22 protein-coding genes are annotated in these 22,737 nt (G+C 65.2%); 7 read left to right on the top strand and 15 right to left on the bottom strand.

Translation table 11 applies throughout. The features are described 5' to 3' along the window. Positions 1-3 precede the first annotated feature (3 nt). On the bottom strand, positions 4-1,665 hold the full coding sequence (locus SE91_RS25175) for a thiamine pyrophosphate-binding protein (protein WP_061849524.1): 1,662 nt from the start codon (positions 1,663-1,665) through the stop codon (positions 4-6). Positions 1,666-1,812: 147 nt separating this feature from the next. After that, positions 1,813-2,730: an NAD(P)-dependent oxidoreductase gene (locus SE91_RS25180; RefSeq protein WP_061849525.1), complete on the bottom strand. Its 918-nt coding sequence runs from the start codon at positions 2,728-2,730 to the stop codon at positions 1,813-1,815. Between the two features lie 103 nt (positions 2,731-2,833). Between SE91_RS25180 and SE91_RS25185 the strand changes: the two genes are divergently transcribed. From SE91_RS25185 to SE91_RS25195, 3 genes are all read left to right on the top strand, one after another. Continuing rightward, positions 2,834-3,670: a transporter substrate-binding domain-containing protein gene (locus tag SE91_RS25185; protein ID WP_061849526.1), complete on the top strand. Its 837-nt coding sequence runs from the start codon at positions 2,834-2,836 to the stop codon at positions 3,668-3,670. 180 nt (positions 3,671-3,850) lie between these two features. Continuing rightward, positions 3,851-4,540: an aspartate/glutamate racemase family protein gene (locus SE91_RS25190; RefSeq protein ID WP_061849527.1), complete on the top strand. Its 690-nt coding sequence runs from the start codon at positions 3,851-3,853 to the stop codon at positions 4,538-4,540. A 17-nt stretch (positions 4,541-4,557) separates the two neighbouring features. After that, positions 4,558-5,205 (top strand): TetR/AcrR family transcriptional regulator, encoded by a 648-nt coding sequence (locus SE91_RS25195; RefSeq protein ID WP_061851303.1) that lies wholly within the window; start codon positions 4,558-4,560, stop codon positions 5,203-5,205. Positions 5,206-5,256: 51 nt separating this feature from the next. Here the strand turns inward: SE91_RS25195 and SE91_RS25200 are convergent, their stop codons facing one another. The 6 genes from SE91_RS25200 to SE91_RS25225 form a co-directional block, all read right to left on the bottom strand. Continuing rightward, positions 5,257-6,042: an ABC transporter permease gene (locus SE91_RS25200; protein ID WP_061849528.1), complete on the bottom strand. Its 786-nt coding sequence runs from the start codon at positions 6,040-6,042 to the stop codon at positions 5,257-5,259. After that, positions 6,039-6,851 (bottom strand): ABC transporter permease, encoded by an 813-nt coding sequence (locus SE91_RS25205; protein WP_061849529.1) that lies wholly within the window; start codon positions 6,849-6,851, stop codon positions 6,039-6,041. The genes SE91_RS25200 and SE91_RS25205 overlap by 4 nt, the downstream gene beginning before the upstream one ends. A 68-nt stretch (positions 6,852-6,919) precedes the next feature. Beyond that, positions 6,920-7,969: an ABC transporter substrate-binding protein gene (locus SE91_RS25210; protein WP_061851305.1), complete on the bottom strand. Its 1,050-nt coding sequence runs from the start codon at positions 7,967-7,969 to the stop codon at positions 6,920-6,922. 28 nt (positions 7,970-7,997) lie between these two features. After that, positions 7,998-9,305, bottom strand: coding sequence for an NAD(P)/FAD-dependent oxidoreductase (locus SE91_RS25215; protein WP_061851304.1), 1,308 nt, complete (start codon positions 9,303-9,305; stop codon positions 7,998-8,000). 16 nt (positions 9,306-9,321) lie between these two features. Then, a complete protein-coding gene (locus SE91_RS25220; protein WP_061849530.1) occupies positions 9,322-10,038 on the bottom strand; it encodes an HAD family hydrolase in 717 nt (238 codons plus the stop codon). 50 nt (positions 10,039-10,088) lie between these two features. Continuing rightward, a complete protein-coding gene (locus SE91_RS25225) occupies positions 10,089-11,168 on the bottom strand; it encodes an ABC transporter ATP-binding protein (RefSeq protein ID WP_061849531.1) in 1,080 nt (359 codons plus the stop codon). A gap of 210 nt (positions 11,169-11,378) precedes the next feature. Between SE91_RS25225 and SE91_RS25230 the strand changes: the two genes are divergently transcribed. Beyond that, positions 11,379-12,317 (top strand): LysR family transcriptional regulator, encoded by a 939-nt coding sequence (locus SE91_RS25230; protein WP_061849532.1) that lies wholly within the window; start codon positions 11,379-11,381, stop codon positions 12,315-12,317. Positions 12,318-12,460: 143 nt separating this feature from the next. On the opposite strand, the gene uxuA is transcribed toward SE91_RS25230, so the two are convergent. From uxuA to SE91_RS25260, 6 genes are all read right to left on the bottom strand, one after another. After that, the gene (gene uxuA, locus SE91_RS25235) at positions 12,461-13,651 is read right to left on the bottom strand and encodes a mannonate dehydratase (protein WP_082813798.1); all 1,191 of its coding nucleotides are present in this window, start codon (positions 13,649-13,651) and stop codon (positions 12,461-12,463) included. Between the two features lie 72 nt (positions 13,652-13,723). Beyond that, on the bottom strand, positions 13,724-14,773 hold the full coding sequence (locus SE91_RS25240; protein ID WP_061849533.1) for an L-idonate 5-dehydrogenase: 1,050 nt from the start codon (positions 14,771-14,773) through the stop codon (positions 13,724-13,726). After that, positions 14,770-16,176 carry a TRAP transporter large permease gene (locus SE91_RS25245; RefSeq protein ID WP_061849534.1) on the bottom strand — a complete coding sequence of 469 codons (1,407 nt, stop codon included), beginning with the start codon at positions 16,174-16,176 and terminating at the stop codon, positions 14,770-14,772. The genes SE91_RS25240 and SE91_RS25245 overlap by 4 nt, the downstream gene beginning before the upstream one ends. 4 nt (positions 16,177-16,180) lie before the next feature. Then, complete coding sequence (locus SE91_RS25250) at positions 16,181-16,759, bottom strand: TRAP transporter small permease (protein WP_061849535.1); 579 nt, start codon at positions 16,757-16,759, stop codon at positions 16,181-16,183. 131 nt (positions 16,760-16,890) lie between these two features. Further along, positions 16,891-17,799 (bottom strand): sialic acid TRAP transporter substrate-binding protein SiaP, encoded by a 909-nt coding sequence (locus tag SE91_RS25255; protein WP_502687178.1) that lies wholly within the window; start codon positions 17,797-17,799, stop codon positions 16,891-16,893. Positions 17,800-17,937: 138 nt separating this feature from the next. Further along, positions 17,938-18,750: a FadR/GntR family transcriptional regulator gene (locus SE91_RS25260; RefSeq protein ID WP_061849536.1), complete on the bottom strand. Its 813-nt coding sequence runs from the start codon at positions 18,748-18,750 to the stop codon at positions 17,938-17,940. Positions 18,751-18,893: 143 nt separating this feature from the next. On the opposite strand from SE91_RS25260, the gene SE91_RS25265 reads away from it, so the two are divergent. Further along, positions 18,894-20,378, top strand: coding sequence for a mannitol dehydrogenase family protein (locus SE91_RS25265; protein WP_197489512.1), 1,485 nt, complete (start codon positions 18,894-18,896; stop codon positions 20,376-20,378). 85 nt (positions 20,379-20,463) lie between these two features. After that, complete coding sequence (locus tag SE91_RS25270) at positions 20,464-20,871, top strand: nuclear transport factor 2 family protein (protein ID WP_061849537.1); 408 nt, start codon at positions 20,464-20,466, stop codon at positions 20,869-20,871. Between the two features lie 65 nt (positions 20,872-20,936). Here SE91_RS25270 and SE91_RS25275 read toward each other — a convergent pair whose 3' ends face one another. Beyond that, entirely contained in the window at positions 20,937-21,653 is a 717-nt protein-coding gene (locus SE91_RS25275; protein ID WP_061851309.1) for an HAD family hydrolase, read from the bottom strand. Between the two features lie 142 nt (positions 21,654-21,795). On the opposite strand from SE91_RS25275, the gene SE91_RS25280 reads away from it, so the two are divergent. Next, positions 21,796-22,644 carry an SDR family oxidoreductase gene (locus tag SE91_RS25280; RefSeq protein ID WP_061849538.1) on the top strand — a complete coding sequence of 283 codons (849 nt, stop codon included), beginning with the start codon at positions 21,796-21,798 and terminating at the stop codon, positions 22,642-22,644. Positions 22,645-22,737: the final 93 nt, after the last annotated feature.

Genomic DNA, 22,737 nt, shown 5'->3' on the forward strand with positions numbered 1-22,737 from the left:
GCGTCAGGCCTTCACCGCTGGGACAAAATCCTTGCCGACCGAGATCGCGCGCGGATCGATGATGCAGTGGAGGATCGACGGCTTGCCCGAGGCGAGCGCCCGCTCGAAGGCCGGCGCAAACTCTTCGGTGCGCTCGACGCGCTCGCCATGGCCACCGAACGCCTTTGCGTACATCGCAAAATCCGGGTTCTTGAGCTGGGTGCCGACGACACGGCCGGGATAGTCGCGCTCCTGATGCATGCGGATGGTGCCGTACTGCGAATTGTCGACGATGATGACGACCAGGGGCGCATCGTACTGCACGGCGGTGGCAAATTCCTGGCCATTCATCAGGAAGCAACCGTCGCCGGCAAAGGCGACGACGATGCGATCCGGGTATTGCCGCTTCGCCAGCACGCCGGCGGGCACGCCGTAGCCCATCGAGCCCGAGGTCGGCGCGAGCTGCGCGGCGAAGCTGTGGAAGCGATGATGGCGATGGATCCAGCCGGCGTAGTTGCCGGCGCCGTTGCAGACGATCGCGTCTTTGGGCAGGCGGTCGCGCAGCCAGGTCATGACCTGGCCGTACTGGAACGTGCCCGGCAGCTCGCGCGCCTTCTCGGTCCAGGCGAGATAATCGGCGTGCGCCTTCGCGGCCTCACCCTTCCAGGCGACGGCCCCGGCGGGCTTCAGCGTCTCGACGGCAGCGGCGAAGGCGGCCGGCGTCGCCTGGATCGCGAGGGCCGGCTGATAGACCCGGCCGAGTTCTTCCGAGCCCGGATGCACATGGATCAGCTTCTGCTGCGGCGTCGGAATGTCCAGCAGCGTGTAGGACGAGGACGGCATCTCCGACATGCGGCCGCCGATCAGCAGGATGACGTCGGCATTGTCGATCCGCGCCTTCAGACCCGGGCTCGGCCCGATGCCGAGATCGCCGGCATAATGCGAATGATCGGCATCGATCAGCGAGGCCCGGCGGAACGAGGTTGCGACAGGCAGGTCGAACCGCTCCGCAAAGCGCGCGATGCTCTTGCTCGCCTCATCGGTCCAGCGCGAGCCGCCGAGGATGACGAGCGGCGCCTTGGCGCTTGCGAGGATGGCGCTGAGCTTGTCGATGTCGGCGGGAGCGGGCCAGCTCACGGCGGGCTCGATGCGCATGGCATCGGCAACGGCGGCAGTCTCGGTCAGCATGTTCTCCGGCAGCGCGATCACCACGGGACCGGGGCGGCCCTGCATGGCGACGCGGAAGCCGCGCGCCACCAGCTCCGGAATGCGGTCGGGGCGATCGATCTCGACCGCCCATTTCGCCATGGGGCCGAACACCGCCTTGTAGTCGAGCTCCTGGAACGCCTCGCGTTCGCGCATGCCGGTATCGACCTGGCCGACGAACAAGATCATCGGCGTCGAATCCTGCATCGCGATGTGGACGCCATGGCTGGCATTGGTCGCGCCGGGGCCGCGGGTGACGAAGCAAACGCCAGGCCGCCCGGTGAGCTTGCCATAGGCCTCCGCCATCATCGCAGCGCCGCCTTCGGCGCGGCAGATCACGACGTCGATCGGGCTGTCATGCAGCGCATCCAGGGCCGCCAGATAGCTCTCGCCCGGCACGCAGGTGACGCGCTCGACCCCTTGCGCAACCAGCTGGTCGATCAGGATCTGGCCTCCGGTGCGGGTGTTGCGAATGGTCATGTCGGCTCCCTCAAGGCTCCAGCGATGCGCCTCATCGCCTGGCGAGAATGTTGTTCGAAGCTGGCGTATGACAGGCCGGCAGGACGCGCAAGATCGAAAGGCTTGCCGCAGCCTGCGCAGGCGTCATGCCCGCCCCTGCTGTTTGCACTAGCGCCCATTCGCGATGATGCGGCGGCAATGGTCGAGTGCTGCGCCGATGAGATTGTCGCTCGCCTCGGGCGTGCGGAACGCCGAATGCGCCGACAGTGTCACGTTCGGCAGCTTCGTCAGCGGGTGGCCTGACGGGAGCGGCTCGACCGTGAAGACGTCGAGGCCGGCATGGGCGATGTGGCCCGTGCGCAAGGCGTCGAGCATGGCGTCCTCGTCGACCACCGCGCCGCGCGCGGTGTTGATCAGGATGCTGCCGGGCCGCATCATCGCGATGCGCTCACGCGACAGAAAGCCCTTGGTCTCGTCGTTGAGGAGCAGATGCAGCGAGACGACGTGGCTGTCCGCGAGCAGCTGCTCCAGCGGAACGAACGCGACGCCCGCATGCGTCTTCGGCGACCTGTTCCAGGCCATCACCTTCATGCCGCAGCCGAGCGCCATGCGCGCCGTTTCCGCCGCGATGCCGCCGAAGCCGATCAGGCCGAGCGTCTTGCCGGTGAGCTGCATCGCATCGCGACGCAGCCAGCTGCCCTCGCGCATGCCGCGATCCATCTCGCCGAAATTCCGGGCGGAGGCCCACATCAGCGCGATGGCGCATTCGGCGACCGCGGTGTCGCCATAACCTTTGATGGTGTGAACGGAGATGCCGCGACCAGCCAGCTCTTCCGGATTCATGTAGCTGCGCGCGCCGGTGCCGAGGAATACGACGTGCTTCAAGGCGGCGCACTTGGCGGCGATCGCGGTCGGCACCGCGGTGTGATCGACGATCATGATCTCGGCCCCGTCGAGCAGGCCGGGCAGGTCGTCGGGCTTGATGGAAGGATTCCGGTTGATGCCGACCGGCAGGTCCTGGATGCGCAGCAGCTTTTCGGTCACCGCAGCAAGCGTGTCGTTGGCATCGACGAAGAGAGCGCGCACTCTGGTCTTTCCTGTCCGCTACAAAATACCGTATTGCATTTTAGTCTGAATACAGAAATAGTCCAGACGCCGGGTTCGAGTCCAGAAGCGCAGGAGAACTGCCATGAATCGCAGGGACGCACTCACCACTGTTGCCCTCGCCGGTGCCGCGATGGCCGCAACGGGTTCGGCAAAGGCTGATACCGCAGCCAGCTCGACGCTCGAGCGCATCAAGAAGAGCGGCGTGCTCCGGGTCGCCGTCATCGCCGGCCAGGATCCTTATTTCCACAAGGACCTCACCACCAATCAATGGTCGGGTGCCTGCATCGACATGGCCAACGATATCGCCGCCAAGCTCGGCGCCAAGGTCGAGACGCTGGAATCGACCTGGGGCAACCAGATCCTCGACCTCCAGGCCGAGAAGATCGACCTCGCCTTTGCCGTCAATCCGACGCCGGAGCGCTCGCTGGTCATCGACTTCTCCACGCCCATCCTGGTGCACTCCTTCACCGTCATCACCAAGAAGGGCTTTGCCAAGCCGCAGACCTGGGCGGAGATCAACAAGCCCGAAGTCAAGATCGCCGTCGACATCGGCTCGACCCACGAGACGATCGCGCGACGCTACTGCCCGAAGGCGACGATCCTCGGCTTCAAGGAGCGCAACGAGGCGATCCTCGCGGTTGCAACCGGACGGGCGGACTGCAACATCTCGCTGGCCGTGCTGTCGGTCGCGACCTTGAAGAAGAATCCGACGCTCGGCGATCTCGCGGTGCCGCGGCCGCTATTGACCCTGCCGACCAACATGGGAATCCGCGCCGAAGCCGACCGGCGCTACAAGGACTTCCTCAGCGCCTGGGCCGATTACAACCGCTCACTGGGCCAGACCCGCGAATGGATGTTGAAGGGTTTCCAGGCGGTCGGTCTCGGCGCGGACGACATTCCCGGCGAAGTGCAGTTCTGAGCCGGCTGTCGTCGATCCAGGGCACAGCCTCCAGGCATCATGACGTCGCGATCAGCGGCCTCGATGATCTGATGTCCACATACCCGCAGCCATGATCGACGGGGGCGCCGCCCCCCTCAGCGTGCAAACTTCGGTTTCTTCCACTACGATCCGGTCGAACCAATCCTTGGGAGCACCGGAATGCGGACCATCGGCCTGATCGGGGGCATGAGCTGGGAGAGCACCGCGCTCTACTACAAGCTCATCAATGAGCGCGTCCGCGACCGCATGGGCAAGCTGCATTCGGCTCCGCTGCTGATGTATTCCTATGATTTTCAAGGGATCAAGGAGATGCAATATGCCGGCCGGTGGAGCGAGGCGGCGGCCAGCCTGGCGGAGGTGGCAGGGCGACTCGAAAACGCCGGCGCGCGTGCGATCGTGCTGTGCACCAACACGATGCACAAATTGGCCCCCGAGATCATTTCGAGCCTGACCGTTCCGTTCATCCACATCGGGGATGCAACGGCGCAGCGGATTCGGTCGAAGGGTTATCGGCGGGTCGGGCTGCTCGGCACCAAGTTCACGATGGAGGAGCAATTCTACATCGACCGGCTGCGCGCGCATGATCTCGACGTCCTGATTCCTCCCCCCGACGCCCGCGCCGACGTGAACCGCATCATCTACGACGAGCTGTGCCTCGGCCTGGTTGCCGATCCCTCGCGCCGGCGCTATCAGGACGTGATGGCAGCGCTCGTCGCCGCGGGCGCGGAGTGCATCATTCTCGGCTGCACCGAGATCACGATGCTGGTCGGCGCGCACGACACGTCGGTCGAGACATTCGACACGACCGCGATCCACGCCGAGACGGCGGCCGATTTCGCCATCGGATGACCTCCAACCAGACAGCGATGCTCGAACGCATGCCGCTCCCATCGAAGCGCACCAACGATCCCGAGCGCACCAAGCGCGACATCCTCGAGGTGGCGATGCAGGAATTCGCCCGCGAAGGCTATTCCGGGGCGCGGGTCGACGCGATCGCCGCCCGGACACGCACGTCGAAGCGGATGATCTACTATTATTTCGGCGGCAAGGAGCAGCTCTACCTCGCGGTGCTGGAGGAGGCCTATCGCAGCATCCGTGCGCTGGAGGAGCAGCTCGACATCGAAAGCTGCGATGCCCGCGAGGGCTTGCGGCGCCTGATTGAAGCCACATTCGACCATGACGAACGCAATCCGAGCTTCATCCGCCTCGTCAGCATCGAGAACATCCACCACGGCAAGCATCTGAAGCAGAACCTGCAACTGCGCCAGCTCAACGCCAGCGTGATCGCGACGCTCGACGGCATCCTCAAGCGCGGCCGCAGCGAAGGCGTCTTCCGCGACGACGTCGATGCCATCGATTTGCACCTCGCCATCAGCTCCTACTGCTTCTTCCGCGTCGCCAACCGCCACACCTTCGGCGCCCTGTTCGATCGCGACCTCAGCGAGCCCGGCGTGCTGGCGAAGAGCCGGACACAGATCGTGGAGATGATATTGGCTTGGCTGGGGGCGAAGTGAGACGGCACCGGCCCAGTGTCGTCCTGGCGAAAGCCAGGACGTCGATCATTCTCAACCACCCTTCTTCTGCCGCGCGCTCGCCAGCAGCACCAGCATGAAGGAGGTCGCCGTCATGAGCGTCGAGATCGCGGCAATGGTCGGATCGATCTCGTCGCGGAGCGCGGTGAACATGCGCTTGGTCAGCGGCTGGTACTGGCCGCCGGAGATGAACAGCGCGACGATGGTCTCGTCCATCGCCGAGATGAAAGCGAAGATGCCGCCGGCAACCACGCTCGACTTGATCTGCGGCAAGGTCACCGCGAAGAAGCTGCGCAGGCGGTTCATGCCGAGGCTGCGCGCCACCATCTCCTGCGCCGGATCGAAGCTCTGCAGGCCCGCCAGCACCGAGATCACGACGTAGGGCAGGCCCAGCATCACGTTCGCCAGCACCAGGCCGGGCATGGTCGCGACCAGGCCGACCTTGGCGTAGACGAAGAAGATGCCGACCGCGGTGATGATGATCGGCACCACCAGCGGCAGCAGCAGCGTCATGTGAATGATTCGCATGATGCGCAGCTTCGACTGGCTGATGGCATAGGCCGCGGCGACGCCACAGGGCGTTGCAATCACGACCGTGAGGAACGCGACCGTCAGCGTCACCCGCGTCGCCTGCATCCAGGCCGGATTGGCGAAATATTGCTGGTACCAGCGCAGCGAGAAGGACGGCGGCGGGAAGGTCAGGAAGCGCGCGCTGGAGAACGAGATCGGCGCGATGATCAGCACGGGCAGGATCAGATAGACCAGCACCAGCGCGCTGATCACGTAGAGGGCGATCCGTGCGGGCGAGGCGCGCATCATTTCTGTCCCAGCACGCGATCGAGCGAGATGAAGCGGCTGACGACGAAGAAGATCGCGAGCACGCTGACGAGCAGCACCACCGCGACCGCACTCGCTGCGCCGAACTGGTTGTAGAGCTCGACATTGCGGCTCACCAGCATCGACACCATGACCGTGCGGCCGCCGCCGAGCAATTCCGGCGTGATGTAGAAGCCCAGGCAGAGCACGAACACCATGGTGCAACCCGCGAGCACGCCCGGCATCGACAGCGGCAGGAACACGCGGAAGAATGTCAGCGACGGGCTCGCGCCAAGGCTGGCGCCGGCCTGCATCAGGTCGGCCGGGATCTTCTGCATGGTCGCATAGAGCGGCAGCACCATGAACGGCAGCAGGATGTGCACGGTCGCAACCACCGTGCCGAACGTGTTGTGGACCAGCGCGAGTGGCTCCGAGATGATATCGAGGTAACGCAGGAACTGGTTGATCACGCCGGTGCGCTGCAGCAGCGCCAGCCAGGCATAGGCCCGCACCAGCACGCTGGTCCAGAACGGCAGCACGACCAGCGACAGAATGAGAATGCTCCAGCCCTTCGGCACCGAGTTGGCGAGGTAGGCCACGGGATAGCCGAGCAGCAGCGCGATCAGCGTGACCGCGAGGCTGATCTCGAATGTCAGCGCAAAGCTGCGCCAGTAGATGTCTTCCGTGAAGACGCGGCGATAGTTCTCCAGCGTGAAGCCGTCATGATAGACCGACTGCCAGGCCAGCCATCCGACCGGCAGCACGATCAGGAGCAGAATCACGAGCAGCGCCGGCGACACCAGCGCCAGCATCAGGCCGTGCTCGCGGCGCTGATGCCTTTGCGATGAATCGGGCGCGGATGTGGTCAACGCCGCCTCGCTCACTTCTGCATGAACGACGCCCAGCGCTTCTCGGCGGCCTCACCGGCCGGCGAGGACCACCAGGCGTAGGACATCAGCGCCTGCTTGGCCGCATTGGACGGCTCGCTCGGTAATTGCGCAGCGCGCTCGGGCTTGATCACATTGGTCTCGAATGCCTTGGGATTGCCCGGGCCGTAATCGATGTGGAGCGGCAAATTGGCCTGGTGCACGGGATCGACGGCTTCGTTGAGGAATTTCACCGCCGTGTCGCGGTTCGGCGCGCCCTTGAGGATACAGAGCGAGGTGCTCTGCAAAATGCCCTGGTTGTAGGTGAAGGACACTTTTGCGCCCTCCTTGGCGACCGCACTGACGCGGCCGTTCCAGGCCATCTCCATGTCGACCTCGCCGTCGTTGAGCAGCTGTGCCGACTGCGCGCCCGAGGTCCACCACACCGTGATATGCGGCTTGATCTCCTCCAGCTTCTTGAAGGCGCGGTCGACGTCGAGCGGATAGAGCTTGTCCGGCGCGACACCGTCGGCCATCAGCGCGGCCTCAAGCGTTGCGAAGGGATGGTTGCGCAGCGCGCGGCGGCCGGGAAACTTCTTCACATCCCAGAAATCCGCCCAGCTGTTCGGCGCGTCCTTCGGAAACGTCTTCTGGCTGAAGGCCAGCACGCTCGAATAGAACTCGTAGGAAACCGAATAGGGGCTGCGATACGCCTCCGGCATCGCCGCGCCGTTCGGAATCTTCGAGTAGTCGAGCTTCTCGATCAGCCCCTGCTCGCCGCCACGCAGGCAGTTGCCGGTCGGGGTGTCGACGACGTCCCAGATCGGCTTGCCGCTGCCGACTTGCGTCTTGATCGCGGGCCAGGCATCGGGAATGGAATCCTGGTTGATGGTGATGCCGAGCTTTTTGGCGGAGGGATCGAGGATCGCCACCGTCTGCGCCTGCTGATAGGCGCCGCCCTGCGAGACGAAGGTGATCTGTTCGGCGGCGCCGGCCGCCGTGCCGCCACATGCGAGCGCACCCAGCAGCGCGCAGCCAAGTCCAACATTCCGTGTCGTCATCATCCTTGCCTCCTCCAGCGTCAAAGTGAACTCACCGACCGATCGCATCGAGAAACTGGTACCAGCCGGCGACCATGCGGACGGCCGGCTCGCGCAGCGGATAGAACGGAATGGACTTCATGCGGCCGACGTCGAGCAGGCCGACGTCGGGGCTCTCGCCGCGCACGAAGGCTGCGAGATAGCGGCCCATCAGGCTGGACATTGCAACGCCGGCGCCGTTGTAGCCGAGCGCAACCAGCGTGCGGTCGTCGATCCGACCGATATGCGGCACCGAGTCCAGCGTCATCGCGACGAGGCCCGACCATTTGTAGTCGAGCGGGACCTCGGCCAGATCGGGGAAGATGCCGACCATCGCCTTGCGTAGCGCGTCGAAGGCGGCTTGCGAATCCTGCTTGCCGAAGGCGCCGCGGCCACCAAAGATCACCCGGTTGTCGACCATACGGAACCAGCGCATCATGCGCTTGGTCTCGGTATAGGTTCGCCCGCTGGGCATCAGCTTTCCCGCGAGATTGCGCGGCAGCTGCCCGGTCGCGACCATGGCGCTGCGGAACGGGATCAGCGTGCGCTGCATGTGCGCGGTCGCGCCGGTGAGATCCGAATAGCTGTTGGTGGCGATGATTGCCTGCTTGGCGCGCACAGCGCCTTGCGGCGTCTCGGCGACGATGCCGCCGTTTTCGCGCCTGAGCTTGACGACCAGCGACTCCTGAAAGATCGGAACGCCGCGGCTTGCAACGCCATTTGCAAGGCCGCGCAGATAGTTTAGCGGATGAACGCCGCCCGAGCCGGGATTGAGCACGCCGCCGACGAAGATGTCCGAGCCGGTCTCCTCCCGCACGCCGCGCTTGTCGAGGATGCGGACCTCGGCAGAGCCCATCTCGCGCGTCATCCAGTTGGCTTCCTCGATCGCCGCCTTCAGCGTCGTTTCGTTATGGGCGGCCTTGACCTGGCCGCTGCGCGTCAGATTCGCGCTGGTGATGCCGAACTCGGACACCAGTTCCTCGACCATATCGGTCGATTCATGCGCGATCTCGTACATGCGCCGCGCCATGGCGCGGCCGTGCACGGCATCGATCTCACGGAACGAGATACGGAATTTTGCGGTGATCACCCCGCCATTGCGGCCGCTCGCGCCCCAGCCGGGCCGGTTGGCCTCGAGCACGACCGGCGACAGGCCGTCCTTGGCAATGTGATGCGCGGCGGAAAGTCCGGTGTAGCCGGCGCCGATGATCACCACATCCGCCTGCTGCTCGCCCGACAGCACGGGAAACATGCGCGCCGGCTCTGCCGTGGCTTCCCACAGCGAGTTGACCGATGGCAGTGCGCGCCAGTCCCGTGCCATGTCCGCCTTCACGGATTTACGCCGCCGGCCCGATCGCCGCGTCGGCGAGCGCCTTCAACGTCGGATAATGGAAGTCCGGCTTGGTCAGCGTCTCCACCGCAGGCGTGCCGCCGAAACCGGCGATGCCCTGACGGCGCTCGATCCAGCACACCTTGTAGCCGAGCTTCCGCGCGATCCCGATGTCGTGATACTGGCTCTGCGCGACGTGCAGGATGTCGGACTGCTTGTAGCCGAAGGCGGACTGGCGGCCCTTGTTGTAGGCGAAGAACTCAGGGTTCGGCTTGGCGACGCCGGTGTCATCCGCGCAGACCGTGTCGTCGAAGGGATCGCCTAGCGCATGCGCGTAGCAGGAGAGCGCGACCCGGTCGGCATTGGTCATCGCCACCAGGCGGAATTTGGTGCGCAGGCGCTTGAGTGCCTCGACCGAATCCGCGAACGGCCCCCAGCGCAGCACCGAGAGCTGAAACGCATCGCAGGCCGCGTCGTCGGCGGGCAGTTCGAGCTCGGTGGCGAGATGGCGATAGACATGGAACATCGCCTCGCTGGAGCGCTCGTAATGCTTGTCGCGGCCGCGCTTGTAGGGTTCGAAGATCTGGTCGTCGCTGAGCTCGGCTGGCGTCCTTCCCGAGATCTTGCGCACCGCGGAGATCACGCCGGTCTCGAAGTCGATCAAGGTGCCGACGACGTCGAAGGTGAGAACCTTGAAATTGCTGAACGAGGCTGCTGACGACATTTTTGGCTTCTTCTCTCGGTTGAACAAGGCTTGAGTTCAGTCCACCCTCTTCAGTCCACTCTCGGCACGACGATGGTGTCCTCGGGGTGAAGGGTGACGGTGAGGCTGCCGCCAAGCGGCGGGATGCGCCTGTAGGCCTGGTGATAGCTCGGCTGGCGCAGGCTGAGCGCGATACCGTCGGCCAGTGCCAGGAAGATGCGCAGGCTCTCGCCCTGATAGACGATGTCGGTGACCGTCCCGGTCAGCCGGTTGCAGGCGGCATCCTGCGCACCGTCGTCGATCAGAAGCTTTTCGCTGTGCACGGCGAGCATGAGGGCGTCGCCTGAGGGAATGGCGCGGGCACTGCGCAGCAATGCATTGCCGAGCGCGACGCTGGAGGCATCGACGCGGCGGACCGGCAACATCGTCGCCTCGCCGATGAAGCTCGCGACGAAGGAATCGGCGGGATGATCGTGCAGCCGTTCGGGCGCGTCGATCTGGATCAGCCGGCCATCCTTCATCACCGCGACGCGGTCGCTCATGGTCAGCGCCTCGCGCTGGTCATGGGTGACATAGATGATGGTGGCGCCGATGCGCCTGTGCAGCGTGCGCAGCTCGATCTGCATGGATTCGCGGAGCTGCTTGTCGAGCGCGGAGAGCGGCTCGTCCATCAGGATCAGGCGCGGCTCGAAGATCATGGCCCGCGCCAGCGCCACGCGCTGGCGCTGGCCGCCGGAGAGCTGGGCGATGCCGCGCTCCTCATAGCCAGCGAGGCCGACCATCGAGAGCGCGGCGCGCACCTTGTCGAGCCAGCCGGCCTTCGGCAGGCGACGCGCACGCAAGGGGAAGGCGACGTTCTCGCCGACGCTCATATGCGGGAAGAGCGCGTAGTTCTGGAAGACGACACCGATGTCGCGCTTGTGGGGCGGCATGTAAGTGACATCACGGCCGCCGAAGAGAATCGTGCCCGACGTCGGAAGGATGAAGCCGCCCAAAATGCCGAGCAGCGTGGTCTTGCCGGAGCCTGACGGGCCGAGCAACGAGACGAACTCGCCCGCGCCGACATTGAGGGAGACGTCGTCGAGGGCGCGAACGGCGCCATACGCCTTGCTCGCGGACCTGATCTCGACGCTTTCCGCTCGTTTGTCCAACGATCGACCTCGCCATGTCCCTAGCTGGCGTGCCTCACTGCGCGCCATAAGCCTGCTTTATAGACAGGGAAATTGGCCATTCGCGATCGAAGCGTGCACCGCACCATCTCTTCTCGCGCAAGCCCTGTCGCTAGGCTGTCATGCCAATGACACCAGACTTGCCAAAACCCGGCAATTGCCAAATTCTCACCGGCCTCATAACATGAGATTATGCCTGAGCTGCGCCGCATGTTGCCGTCCAGCAACGCCCTGTTCGTCTTCGACGCAGCGGCGCGCAACGGCAGCTTCACGGCAGCCGCCGCCGAGCTGAACGTCACGCAGCCGGCCGTGAGCCGGATGCTCGGCCAGTTCGAGGAGCATCTCGGCGTCCGCCTGTTCGACCGCAAGGCTGGCCGCGCCGTGCTCACCGAGGAAGGCGAGTTGCTCTATCGCCGCGTGCTCGAAGGCTTTCGCAGCATCGAGAGCGGCCTCGTCGAGATCGAGCGGCGGCGCAAGGGCACCGAGACGGTGACGCTGTCGGTCTCCTCCGCCTTCACGACGCACTGGTTGATGCCGCGCATCGACAAGCTCCAGAAGCAATTTCCGCAAGTCGACCTGCGCTTCCAGCTGATCTCCGGCGCGTTGCGCGGGCCGGTGGAGAATGTCGACCTCGGCATGCGCTTTCGCGACCGCGACGAGCCGTCGTCCGGCGGCACGCTGATCATGAAGGAGGTCATGCTGCCGATGTGCAGCCCCGCCTATCTCGGCGAGACCGATTCCGCCGAAGGCAACACCATCATCCGCCTCGCCGAGACGCCGGGCGACTGGGCCGCCGACTACGCATCGCTCCTCACCGGACGCCGCGGCGCCGCCAAGGCGCTGAGCTTCACCGACTACGCCGTCGTGGTGCAGGCCGCGCTGCTGGGTCAAGGCATCGCGCTCGGCTGGCTGACCGTTGCCTCGCACTGGCTCCTCACCGGCGCACTGGTGCCTGCCTCCGACAGGCTCACCACCACACGGCGCCTGTGTGAATTCCTGCCGCCGCGCAACCGCGCAATGCGCCCCATCGCTGCCGAGATCCGCGACTGGATCATCGCGCAGATGAAGAGCGAGATCGCCGCGATCGACCGGCTCTATCCGAAGCTCGGCGCGATGGCGGCGTGTTATTGAGGGAGCGATGCAATGCTCTCGCTCGAAGATGAAGTCGTCATGCCCGGGCTTGTCCCGGGCATCCACGTTCTTCGTGCGACGTGGTTAGGCGTGGATGGCCGGGACAAGCCCGGCCATGACGTTTTGAGACGCAGAGGCACAAATCACCGATGCTCGATTGCGCGGATCGCACCGCGGAGCTCGGCGAGGCCGCGCAGCCGGCCGATGGCGGTGTAGCCGGGATTGGTGCGTTTGGTCGCAGCGAGATCGTCGAGCATGCGGTGGCCGTGATCAGGACGGAACACGATCCTCTTGTCCGGCGCACGCCGTGCGTTCTCATTCAACAGCGCCTTGAGCACCGCGACCATGTCGACGTCACCGTCGAGATGATCGGATTCGTAGAAAGACAGGCCGTCGGCCTCGCGCTTGGTGGCGCGCAGATGGGCAAAGGCAATGCGGGAGCCGAAGCGTGCGGCCATGTCGGGCAAATCGTTCTCCGCGCGCACGCCGAGCGATCCCGTGCACAGGCAGATGCCGTTGGCCTTCGACGGCACGGCATCGAACAGCGCCTGATAATCGTCCGCGCTGGAGGCAATGCGGGGCAGGCCGAACAGCGGCCGCGGCGGGTCGTCCGGATGCAGCGTCAGCGACACCCCGAGCTGCTCGGCCACCGGCGTCACGCGCGCCAGGAATTCAGCGAGATGCTGCCGCAGGATCTTCGGCGTGATGTCGCGATAGGTCTCCAGTCTGTCGCGGAATTGCGGAATGGTCATCGGCTCGGTGGTCGAGCCCGGCAGCGCGCTGGCGATGACCATGACGAGATAGTCGATGTCGGCCTGGCTCATCTTCTCGAACAGCGCTTTCGCGCGCGCCTGCTGCTCCGGCGAATATTCCTGCACGGCGGCGGGACGCTTGAGGATATGCAGCTCGAATGCCGCAAAGCGGTCCTGGTCGAAGCGCATGGCGCGGGCGCCGTTCGGCAATTCCCATTCGAGGTCCGTACGGCACCAGTCGACCACCGGCATGAAATTGTAGCAAATGATCTTGATGCCGCTTGCAGCGACCGCTTCCAGGCTCGCAATCCAGGCTTCGATGGACTTCGTTGCCCTGCCCCCGAGACGCTTGACGTCGTCGGGGATTGGAATCGATTCCACCACCGACCAGGTCAGCTTCGAGCGGCCGGGCTGGCCGTTCTCGATGAAATTCTTGCGTTCCTCGACGTCCTTGCACGTCCAGGCTTCTCCGATCGGCACCTGATGCAGCGCCGAGACGATTTCCGTCGCCCCGGCCTGCCTGACATCGTCGAGCGAGACCGGATCGTCCGGTCCGTACCAGCGCCATCCCTCCAGCATCATGCGCGTTCTCCTAAAGCGTTTTCGAGCGAAGTGGATACCGGTTCGCGTGAAGAAAACGCGTCAAAACAAGAATCAATTCGCGGTCAGCACGACCTTGACGCTCTGTGAGCGGTCGAGCGCCAGCCTGAGCGCATCGGGCGCGGTCGACAGCGGCCGCTCGGCGGTCACCAGCGACAGCACGTCGACGCTGCCGTCGGCGATCAGCTCCGCCGCATTCATGAACTCGAACCCGAACCGGAACGAGCCCCGCAGGTCGATCTCCTTGGCCATCACCGCATTCGACGGCGTCGGGATCTGCCCGCCCGGCAGATTGCCGATCTGCACCACGACGCCGCCGCGCCTGACGATACCGATGGCGCTGGCAAGGCCCGCGGCCGTGCCCGAGACCTCGAACGCGACGTCATAGGCGCGCGAGGCGGCTTGCGCCTTCAGGCCCTCCTCCCCGCCCGCGACGTTCTCGACGTGAGAGGCGCCGAGCCGTGTTGCGAAGGCCAGAGGCGCCGGCGCGATGTCGGCCACGGTGACGTCGGCCATGCCGGCGCGGTGCGCGGCGAGCATGGTCAACAGCCCGATCGGGCCAGCGCCGAAGATGATGCCGCGCTTGCCTTCGATGTTGCCGGCGCGCGCAACCGCGTGCAGGCAGACTGCGAGCGGCTCGGCCAGCGCCGCGGCCTGATAGGAGACGTGATCGGGAATCTTCACGCATTGCGCAGGGATCGCGTCGAAGTAGTTGGCGAAGCCGCCCTGCATGTGCGGTGTCTTCGAAGCCGAGCCCATGAAATAGATGTTCTCGCAGAGGTTCGGCCGGCCTTCGCGGCATGCGACGCAATGGCCGCACCAGCGCGACGGATTGACGGCGACGCGGTCGCCGACCTTCAGGTTCGCAGCAGCCCCCCCGATCTCCACGACCTCGCCGGAAATCTCATGGCCGAGCACCAGCGGCGACTTCACCACGAAGTCACCGGTGCGGGCATGGCGGAAGTAGTGCATGTCCGAGCCGCAGATGCCGCCCGCGCCGAAGCGGACGCGCACCATGCCTTCCGCCAGCTTGTCGAGCGGATGCTCGACCATGCGCAAATCTTCGGGGCCGAACAGGGTTGCGGCGAGAGCAGTAGAGGTCATTTGGACAGTCCCATGTATTTCGGCAGCCAGAGGGTCAGTTCGGGAATGAAGGTGATCGCGATCAGCGCGAGCATCAGCGGCACCAGCCAGGGCAGGATCGCCATCGTCGTGCGCTCGACCGAGAGCTTGGCCACGCGGGCGAGCACGAACAGCACCATGCCGAGCGGCGGATGCAAGAGGCCGATCATCAGGTTCAGCGTCATGATCAGGCCGAAATGAATCGGATCGATGCCGAGCTTGAGCACGATCGGCAGCAGGATCGGCACCAAAATGGTGATCGCCGCCGTGGTGTCGATGAAGCAGCCGACGAACAGGATCAGGACGTTGGCGAGCGCCAGGAACACCCATTTGTTCTGGGTGATGCTGAGCATCCAGTCCGACAGCATCTGGGCGGCCTGCGACACCGTCAGCAGCCAGGCGAAGATCGAGGCTGCCGTGACGATGAACAGCACCGAGGCTGTGGTCTCGATGGTGTCGAACGTCGCCTTGGCGACGGTCCGGAACGTCATGGTTCGGTAGCGCACGAGGCCGAGGAACAGCGACCAGATCACCGCGGCGACCGCGGCTTCTGTCGGCGTGAACCAGCCGAGGGTCATGCCGCCGATCAGGATCACCGGCGCCATCAGCGCCATCACCGCGGAGAAGTCGAAATACCAGTCGATCAGGAGCAGCGTGCCGAGTCCGATCACGACCGCCATGTTGACCGAGAGGCCGGCAAGCACCATCAGCCAGATCGCCATCGGGAATGACAGCACGATCAGGATCTCGAGCCCGGCCGAACCGAGTTGCGGCCAGGAGAACGGCGTGTCGCTGCCCCATTTGTTCTTGTGCGCGAAATAAGTGACGGTGACCATCATGAATAGCGTCAGCACGACGCCGGGAATGACGCCGCCCAGGAACAGCGCGCCGATCGAGACGTTCGCCATCATGCCGTAGATCACGAAGGGCAGCGACGGCGGGATGATGGGCCCGAGCGTCGCCGAGGCCGCGGTGACGCCGACCGAGAATTCGGTGGAGTAGCCGTGGTCCTTCATCGCCTTGATCTCGATCGTGCCGAGACCGGCGGCGTCGGCGATCGCGGTGCCGGACATGCCGGAGAAGATCACCGAGCCGATGATGTTGACGTGGCCGAGGCCGCCGCGCATCCAGCCGACCAGCGCGACGGCGAATTTGTAGATGCGCCCGGTCACGCCGGCAATGTTCATGAGATTGCCGGCCAGGATGAAGAAGGGCACGGCGAGCAGCGGGAAGCTCTCGACGCCGGCGATCATGCGCTGCGCAAGCGTGACGTCGGGCGTCACGCCGCTGACCAGGATGTAGAGCAGCGACGACACCGCCATGGCGATCGCCACGGGAACGCCGAGCAGCATCAGGACGAGAAAGCCTCCGAGCAACAGCAGCATGATGTTATCCTTCCGATCCGTCGTAGGCACCGGGACGTTCGAGGACCGAGTAGCCCTGCCGCCAGTTCTGTATCGCCACCTGCACGGAGCGTGCGAACATCAGCACGAAGCCGAGCAGCACGGCGTAATAGACGTAATCCTTGGGAAGATTGATCGTGGTCATCTGCTCGTCGCCGATGATCTGGATGTAGACCCAGACCAGCTTGATGGCGTAGCCGAAGAAGGCGATCCGGATCAGGTCGATGGCCGTCGACAGCGCGCGCGCCACGAGGTGCGGCAGATAGCGATAGACCAGGTCGACCTGGATGTGCCGCGACAGCCGCACGCACATCGAAGAGCCGATGAAGACGACGCCGATCAGGCAATAGGTCGCGATCTCCTCGGTCCAGGCGTAGCTGTCGTTGAGCACGTAACGGGTGAAGAACTGGAGGAAGACGGCGAGCGCCATCACCCAGAAGATCGCGAGCGCCACCCAGTCTTCGAACGCGTAGACGCCGAGATCGACCTTCGGCGTCGCCTCTTCCTCGAACGTATGGGCGATCTCGTCCGCAGTGATCTGCCGGTGGATTTCGGCGGTGGACATGGGTTACCTCTCTTCAGATCGTCGTTCCGGGCCGCCGCCTCAGCGTCGAACCCGGAACCTCGAGATTCTCAGGTGCGCAGCTGCGCACCATAGTTCGGTCCTACAGACCGCCCGGAATGACGGCTACGCCGTCACTTCACCGCCTGGATCTTTTCCCAGTCGGCCTTGCGATAGCCGAAGGTCTCGAACGCGACGTTCTTCAGCACGGTGTCGCGGAACTCGTTCTTGTCGACCTCGGTCACGGTCAGGCCCTTTTCCTTGAAGAAGGCGACCAGCTTGGCCTCGTTCTGCTTGATCTCTCCGGTCGCCTTGGCTGCGGCTTCCTGGGCGACGTCGGTGAAGATCTTCTTGTCCTCGTCAGAGAGCTTCTTCCACAGCGCGCCGGCGATCACGGTGTTGAGGTGGTCGACGATGTGGCCGGTCAGCACGATGTGCTTCTGCACCTCGTAGAACTTCTTGGCCTCGATCGTGGTCAGCGGATTCTCCTGGGCCTCGACGGTGCCGTTCTGGAGCGCGAGATAGACTTCGGCGAAGGCGATCGGCGCGGTGTTGGCGCCGCAGGCGCGCGGCATGGCGAGATAGGCCGGCACGTCGGGCACGCGCATCTTCAGGCCCTTCAGGTCGGCGCAGGTCTTGATCGGCTTGTTCGACGAGGTCTGGCGCACGCCGTAATAGGTCACCGCGACGATGTGGTGGCCGCTCTTGTCCTCATAGCCCTTGGCGAGCTCTTTGAAGATGTCGCTCTTGGTGTAGGCGAGCAGATGATCGGCGTCGCGGAAGGTGTAGGGATAATAGGTCACGCCGATCGGCGCGAAGCTCTTGGCCGCGAAGCTGGAGCCCGAGATGATGATATCGACCGAGCCGAGCGAGAGGCCCTGGTTGATGTCAGCTTCCTTGCCGAGCTGGGAGGCCGGATAGACCTCGATCGCGTAGCGCCCGTTGGTGCGCTTGCCGATTTCCTGCGCGGCCCACACCGATGCGGTGTGGAACGGCTCCGAGGTCTCGTAGACATGGGCCCATTTGAGCTTGATCTGCGCCATGCCTGCGCTGGTCGCAGCCAGTAGCGTAGTGGCGGAGATCACCGCGGCAATCGTGATCTTCTTCAACATCGACTTTTCCTCCATCGTTCAAGTCTGCTTCTTGTTCACCCGCCCCAAGAGGATGCGGGCCGTCCAATCTCATCGCCGACGCGCATCTCTGCTCGCGGTTGGCTTCTTCGGCGCCTGCTTCGGCTTTACCGGTTTTGCCGCAGTTCGCACCGCGCGGCTGCGTCCGGACGACGATGCCGCCGCGGTCTCGGCACCGAAATTCTGCGCAAACCGCGCCTGGGAGCGCGCCAGATGCTCGCGCATCGCCTCGCGCGCGGCATCGGGGTCATGCGCCGCGATCGCGTCCCGCACCGCGCGATGCTCGTCGAGCGCCGTGCGCCAGGTGCCCGGGCTTTCGAAATAATGCGCCAGCTGCGCGAAATAGGGATTGAGGCGCTGGTCGAACAGCTCGCCGACCACGCGCACCAGAACGGCATTGCCGAGACTTCCGGCGATCGCGACGTGAAACGCGCGGTCGTGGACCATCGAGGCTTCGCCGGGATGCTCGACATTCTCCATCGCGACGAGCGACACATCGATGCGGGCGATGTCATCCCTGGTCGCGACGCGCGCGGCCTCTTCGGCGATGGCGCTCTCCAGGAATTCGCGGGCGCGCAGCAGCTCGAACGGGCCCTCAATGACGGCGGCGGGTGCGGGCGCGGTCACGGCTGCGGGCTCGATCACGTAGATGCCGGACCCGACGCGGATACGGAGGCGGCCTTCGACCTCGAGCGCGATCAGAGCTTCGCGCACCGTCGGCCGCGACACCTTGAGCTGCTCGGCGAGCTCGCGCTCGGTCGGCAAGCGGCTGCCGACCGCGTACTCGCCGCTGTCGATCAGGCTTCGCAATTGATCGGCGACCTGGCGATAAAGCCGTCTCGCCTCCACAGCTTCCAGCGGCACGCTGGTCCTCCCGAAAGGGTCGCGCGGCACCTCCCGGCGCCCGCGACCCGCCAATTTTGGAAAATTGGTCTTACCAATTGACCGGAGCATTGACCCGATACGGGCGCCATGTCAAGCAGTGGCAAAGCAAAGGGGAGACGTCCATGCGCCAGAGCTCGATGCGTCTTGGCCGTGCCAATCTCGATAGGCTGCCGGCTGGCATCTGGCGCCCAGCCTATGATCGATCACGCATGACGCCCGGAATCGTGCATCTCGGCCTCGGGGCCTTCCACCGCGCACACCAGGCGGTCGTCATCGACGATTGCCTTGCTGCAGGCAGCACATCCTGGGGCATCGTCGGCGCGAGCCTGCGCAGCCCGGATACGCGCGATGCCCTCGCCCCGCAGGACCATCTCTACACTGTTGCCATCCGGTCGGCGGAAGGCACCCAGCATCGCGTCATCGGCGCGCTGCTCGACAGCATCGTCGCGCGCGAGAACCCGGCGCGGCTGGTCGGGCAAATGGCCGATCCCGCCACCCGCATCGTCTCGCTCACGGTCACCGAGAAGGGCTATTGCCACACGCCGCAGACCGGCGATCTCGACGAGCGGCATCCCGACATCGTGCACGACCTCAACAACCCCGATGCGCCTCGCTCGGCGCCCGGCTTCCTCGTGGCTGCGCTGGCGCGCCGGCGTGCCCAGGGGCTCTCACCCTTCACGGTGCTGTGCTGCGACAACCTCGCCGCCAATGGTCACACCGTGCAGCGGATCGTGACGCAGTTCGCCGCGCTGCGGTCGAAGGATCTCGGCAAGTGGATCGCGGATACGGTCGCCTTTCCCTCGACCATGGTCGACCGCATCGTGCCTGAGACGACGGATGCCGACCGGGATGCGGTGTCATCGGCACTGGGCATGCGCGACGCCTGGCCGGTGATGACCGAGCCCTTCACGCAATGGGTGGTCGAGGATCGTTTCACCGCAGGCCGGCCCGATCTTGCCGCGGCAGGCGTCGAACTCGTCGCCGACGTCAAGCCGTTCGAGCTGATGAAGCTGCGGCTGCTCAACGCCAGCCATTCGGCGCTCGCCTATCTCGGTTATCTCGCGGGCTATGAGACTATCGCCGACACCATGCAGGATCCGCACTTCGCGCGCCTCGCCGCGCAGGTGATGGAGGAGGCTGCGGTGACGCTGACCATGCCTGTAGGCACCGACCTCGCCGCCTATCGCGCCTCGCTACTGAAGCGCTTCGCCAATCCGGCGCTGCATCACCGCACCTGGCAGATCGCGATGGACGGCTCGCAGAAGCTGCCACAGCGCCTGCTCGGCGCGATGCAGGATCGCCTGCGCAAGGATTTGCCAATCGCAACCCATGCGCTCGCGGTGGCCGGCTGGATGCGCTACGTCACCGCAACAGATGAGCACGGCCGCGCGATCGACGTGCGTGATCCGCTCGCCGCCGAGTTCGCGTCGCTGGCGCGCGAGGCGGGACCCGCCGCCGAGCGGCTCGCGCCCGCACTGCTCGGGGTTACGAAGGTGTTCGGGGCGTTTGGTGCCGAGCCGCGCCTGCGCGAGGCCGTCACCACGGCGCTCGGCCGCCTCTACAAGGATGGCGCGCGGCGGGCGGTGGAGGCGCACGTCGCGGCCTGACCACAGGGCATGCAATGCTGCACTGCGTTCAAAATCGACGGAAGTCTCGCTTGATTTTTGCCTGTCATTGCCGCACCCGGGAGGCATGGCAAAGGACAGCAAGGTCATCGCCGCGAACGCGGCCTTCTACGCCGCCTTTTCGGCCGGCGATTTCGAGGAAATGCAGCGGATGTGGGCGGATGACGACACCATTTCCTGCATTCATCCCGGCTGGCCGGCGATCATCGGGCGGGCCACGGTGATCGGAAGCTGGCGCGACATCCTGCAGAACCCGGAACGGCCCCAGATCGTCTGCGCCGAGCCGCAGGCCATCATCGACGGCGACAGCGCCCGCGTGCTCTGCATCGAGATCGTCGACGGCACCGCCTTGGCTGCTGCGAACCATTTTCGCCGCGTCGGCGACGGCTGGCGCCTGGTGCATCACCAGTCGAGCCCGATCGCACAAATTGTCGAGCAGTCTGAAAACGATAGGGCAAGCCATCGCGTCCACTGAGGACGGCGATCACGCCGGCGTGATCTACTGTGCATGGGGTTGTTTTCGGCGTTTGGTTTGGCGCCTCATCCAAGCCCGGACAGATCGTCCAGCACGGCCCGCGCATCGCTGAAATCATCGTCCCGGAAATATAGGCTGCGGGTGATGAGCACCGGAATGTTGGCCCGCGAGGCCGCGATCAGCCCGTTGGCGGAATCCTCGATCGCGACGCAGTCGGGCGCATCCAGCCGCAGCCGCGCCAGGACTTCGAGATAGACGTCCGGCGCGGGCTTCTTGTGCCTGACATCGTCGCCGGCGACAACCGCGTCGAAATCCCCCGTCCAACGCGGCCCCAGCGCCTGCGAGAGCAGTGCGTCGATGTTGGCGTGCGAGGTGGTGGTCGCGATTGCAAGCCGCTGGCCGCGCGCCTTCGCCGCAGCCAGCAGTTCCGCCACGCCCGGCCGTAACGGACAGCAGCCGGTCTCGATCAACCCGGCATAATGCGCGGTCTTGATGCGGTGGAGCTCCGCGATGTCCGCGTCGGATAGTGGCACGGCGATCTCCAGCCTTGCATGGTGGGCGCGCATGCGCTCCTTGCCGCCGGTCACTCGCAACAGGTCCTTGTAGACTGCGCGGTCCCATTCCCAACCGAGCCCATGGCGCGCGAAAGCATGGTTGAAGGCCTGCCGGTGCAGCTCCTCGGTTTCGGCGAGGGTGCCGTCGACGTCGAAGATCAGCGCGGCGGCCTGCCGGATCAGGTCGGCGGCGCCTGACGGCGCGATGGTGACCGCTTCTGCATGCATCATGATGCCCTCGATGAGGTGCAATCATCGCTCGAGGCGGCGGCCGAGACAAATCGCAATATCTTTTGCCCGCCCCAAAAATCTCTTATGAGCGGAGACGCGCGCAGCGGCGCGATGGAACTCCGACCGGCACGGCAAAGGCATGCGGCTCTTCATTCTCGGCTTCGGCTACAGCGCCGGGCATTTCGTTCGCAGATTCGGCGGCGCCTTCACGCATATCGCCGGCACCGTGCGCGATCCCGCGCAGCGGGATGATCTCCCCGGCATCGAGCTGCATGCTTTCTCCGGGAGAGGCCCGGACCGCGCGACAGCCGAACGCATCAGCGAGGCCGATGTCCTTCTCGTCTCGATTCCGCCCGGCAGCACCGGCGATCCCGCACTCGATGCGTTCGGTGACGCGCTGGCCGCGCGCCGCTGCAAGGTCATCTATCTCTCTACCATCGGCGTATATGGCGACCACGGCGGTGGACGGGTGGACGAGAGCACGCCGCCGCAGGCTGCGCTCGCGCGCGCGCAAATGCGGATCGCGGCGGAGCAGGCCTGGACGGATGCGACCGGTGGCGATGCCGCGATCCTCCGGCTCGCCGGCATCTATGGTCCCGGCCGCAACGCACTGGCGACGCTGCGCGCTGGCACGGCCCGGCGCATCATCAAGCCGGGGCAGGTCTTCAACCGCATCCACGTCGACGACCTCGCGAGCGCGATCATCGCCGCTGTTCATCACCCGAAGGGCGGCATCTGGAACGTCTGTGACGACCAGCCCGCGCCGCCGCAGGACGTGATCACCTATGCCGCGCAGCTGATGGGCGTTGCACCGCCGCCCGAAGAGCCGTTCGCTACCGCCGAGATGTCGCCGATGGCCCGCAGCTTCTATGCCAGCAGCGCTCGCGTCTCCAACGCGAAGCTGAAGCACGAGCTCGGCGTCACCTTGACTTGCCCGACCTACCGGCACGGCCTCGATGCGCTGTGGCGCGCGGGCGAAGGACGATAAGGTTCCCGCATTTCCCGCGCGTCCCAGACATGCCCTGCCTGCGCTTGACTTCATTCCGGTGCGGTCGTGATCTGGTTGTCGAGCGAGCCACGG

It is taken from the genome of Bradyrhizobium sp. DOA1 (genome assembly GCF_001593325.1).
Taxonomy (GTDB): domain Bacteria; phylum Pseudomonadota; class Alphaproteobacteria; order Rhizobiales; family Xanthobacteraceae; genus Bradyrhizobium.

Bases quoted from the DNA above. Each gene is read 5' to 3' on its own strand.
- SE91_RS25250 (WP_061849535.1), bottom strand. From the start codon at position 16,759: ATGTCCACCGCCGAAATCCACCGGCAGATCACTGCGGACGAGATCGCC.
- SE91_RS25245 (WP_061849534.1), bottom strand. From the start codon at position 16,176: ATGCTGCTGTTGCTCGGAGGCTTTCTCGTCCTGATGCTGCTCGGCGTT.
- SE91_RS25275 (WP_061851309.1), bottom strand. From the start codon at position 21,653: ATGCATGCAGAAGCGGTCACCATCGCGCCGTCAGGCGCCGCCGACCTG.
- SE91_RS25265 (WP_197489512.1), top strand. From the start codon at position 18,894: ATGCGCCAGAGCTCGATGCGTCTTGGCCGTGCCAATCTCGATAGGCTG.
- SE91_RS25185 (WP_061849526.1), top strand. From the start codon at position 2,834: ATGAATCGCAGGGACGCACTCACCACTGTTGCCCTCGCCGGTGCCGCG.
- SE91_RS25240 (WP_061849533.1), bottom strand. From the start codon at position 14,773: ATGACCTCTACTGCTCTCGCCGCAACCCTGTTCGGCCCCGAAGATTTG.
- SE91_RS25270 (WP_061849537.1), top strand. From the start codon at position 20,464: ATGGCAAAGGACAGCAAGGTCATCGCCGCGAACGCGGCCTTCTACGCC.
- SE91_RS25205 (WP_061849529.1), bottom strand. From the start codon at position 6,851: ATGCTGGCGCTGGTGTCGCCGGCGCTGCTCGTGATTCTGCTCCTGATC.
- SE91_RS25190 (WP_061849527.1), top strand. From the start codon at position 3,851: ATGCGGACCATCGGCCTGATCGGGGGCATGAGCTGGGAGAGCACCGCG.
- SE91_RS25195 (WP_061851303.1), top strand. From the start codon at position 4,558: ATGCTCGAACGCATGCCGCTCCCATCGAAGCGCACCAACGATCCCGAG.
- SE91_RS25175 (WP_061849524.1), bottom strand. From the start codon at position 1,665: ATGACCATTCGCAACACCCGCACCGGAGGCCAGATCCTGATCGACCAG.
- SE91_RS25210 (WP_061851305.1), bottom strand. From the start codon at position 7,969: ATGATGACGACACGGAATGTTGGACTTGGCTGCGCGCTGCTGGGTGCG.
- SE91_RS25220 (WP_061849530.1), bottom strand. From the start codon at position 10,038: ATGTCGTCAGCAGCCTCGTTCAGCAATTTCAAGGTTCTCACCTTCGAC.
- SE91_RS25255 (WP_502687178.1), bottom strand. From the start codon at position 17,799: ATGGCGCAGATCAAGCTCAAATGGGCCCATGTCTACGAGACCTCGGAG.
- SE91_RS25230 (WP_061849532.1), top strand. From the start codon at position 11,379: ATGCCTGAGCTGCGCCGCATGTTGCCGTCCAGCAACGCCCTGTTCGTC.
- SE91_RS25215 (WP_061851304.1), bottom strand. From the start codon at position 9,305: ATGGCACGGGACTGGCGCGCACTGCCATCGGTCAACTCGCTGTGGGAA.
- SE91_RS25200 (WP_061849528.1), bottom strand. From the start codon at position 6,042: ATGATGCGCGCCTCGCCCGCACGGATCGCCCTCTACGTGATCAGCGCG.
- SE91_RS25280 (WP_061849538.1), top strand. From the start codon at position 21,796: ATGCGGCTCTTCATTCTCGGCTTCGGCTACAGCGCCGGGCATTTCGTT.
- uxuA (WP_082813798.1), bottom strand. From the start codon at position 13,651: ATGATGCTGGAGGGATGGCGCTGGTACGGACCGGACGATCCGGTCTCG.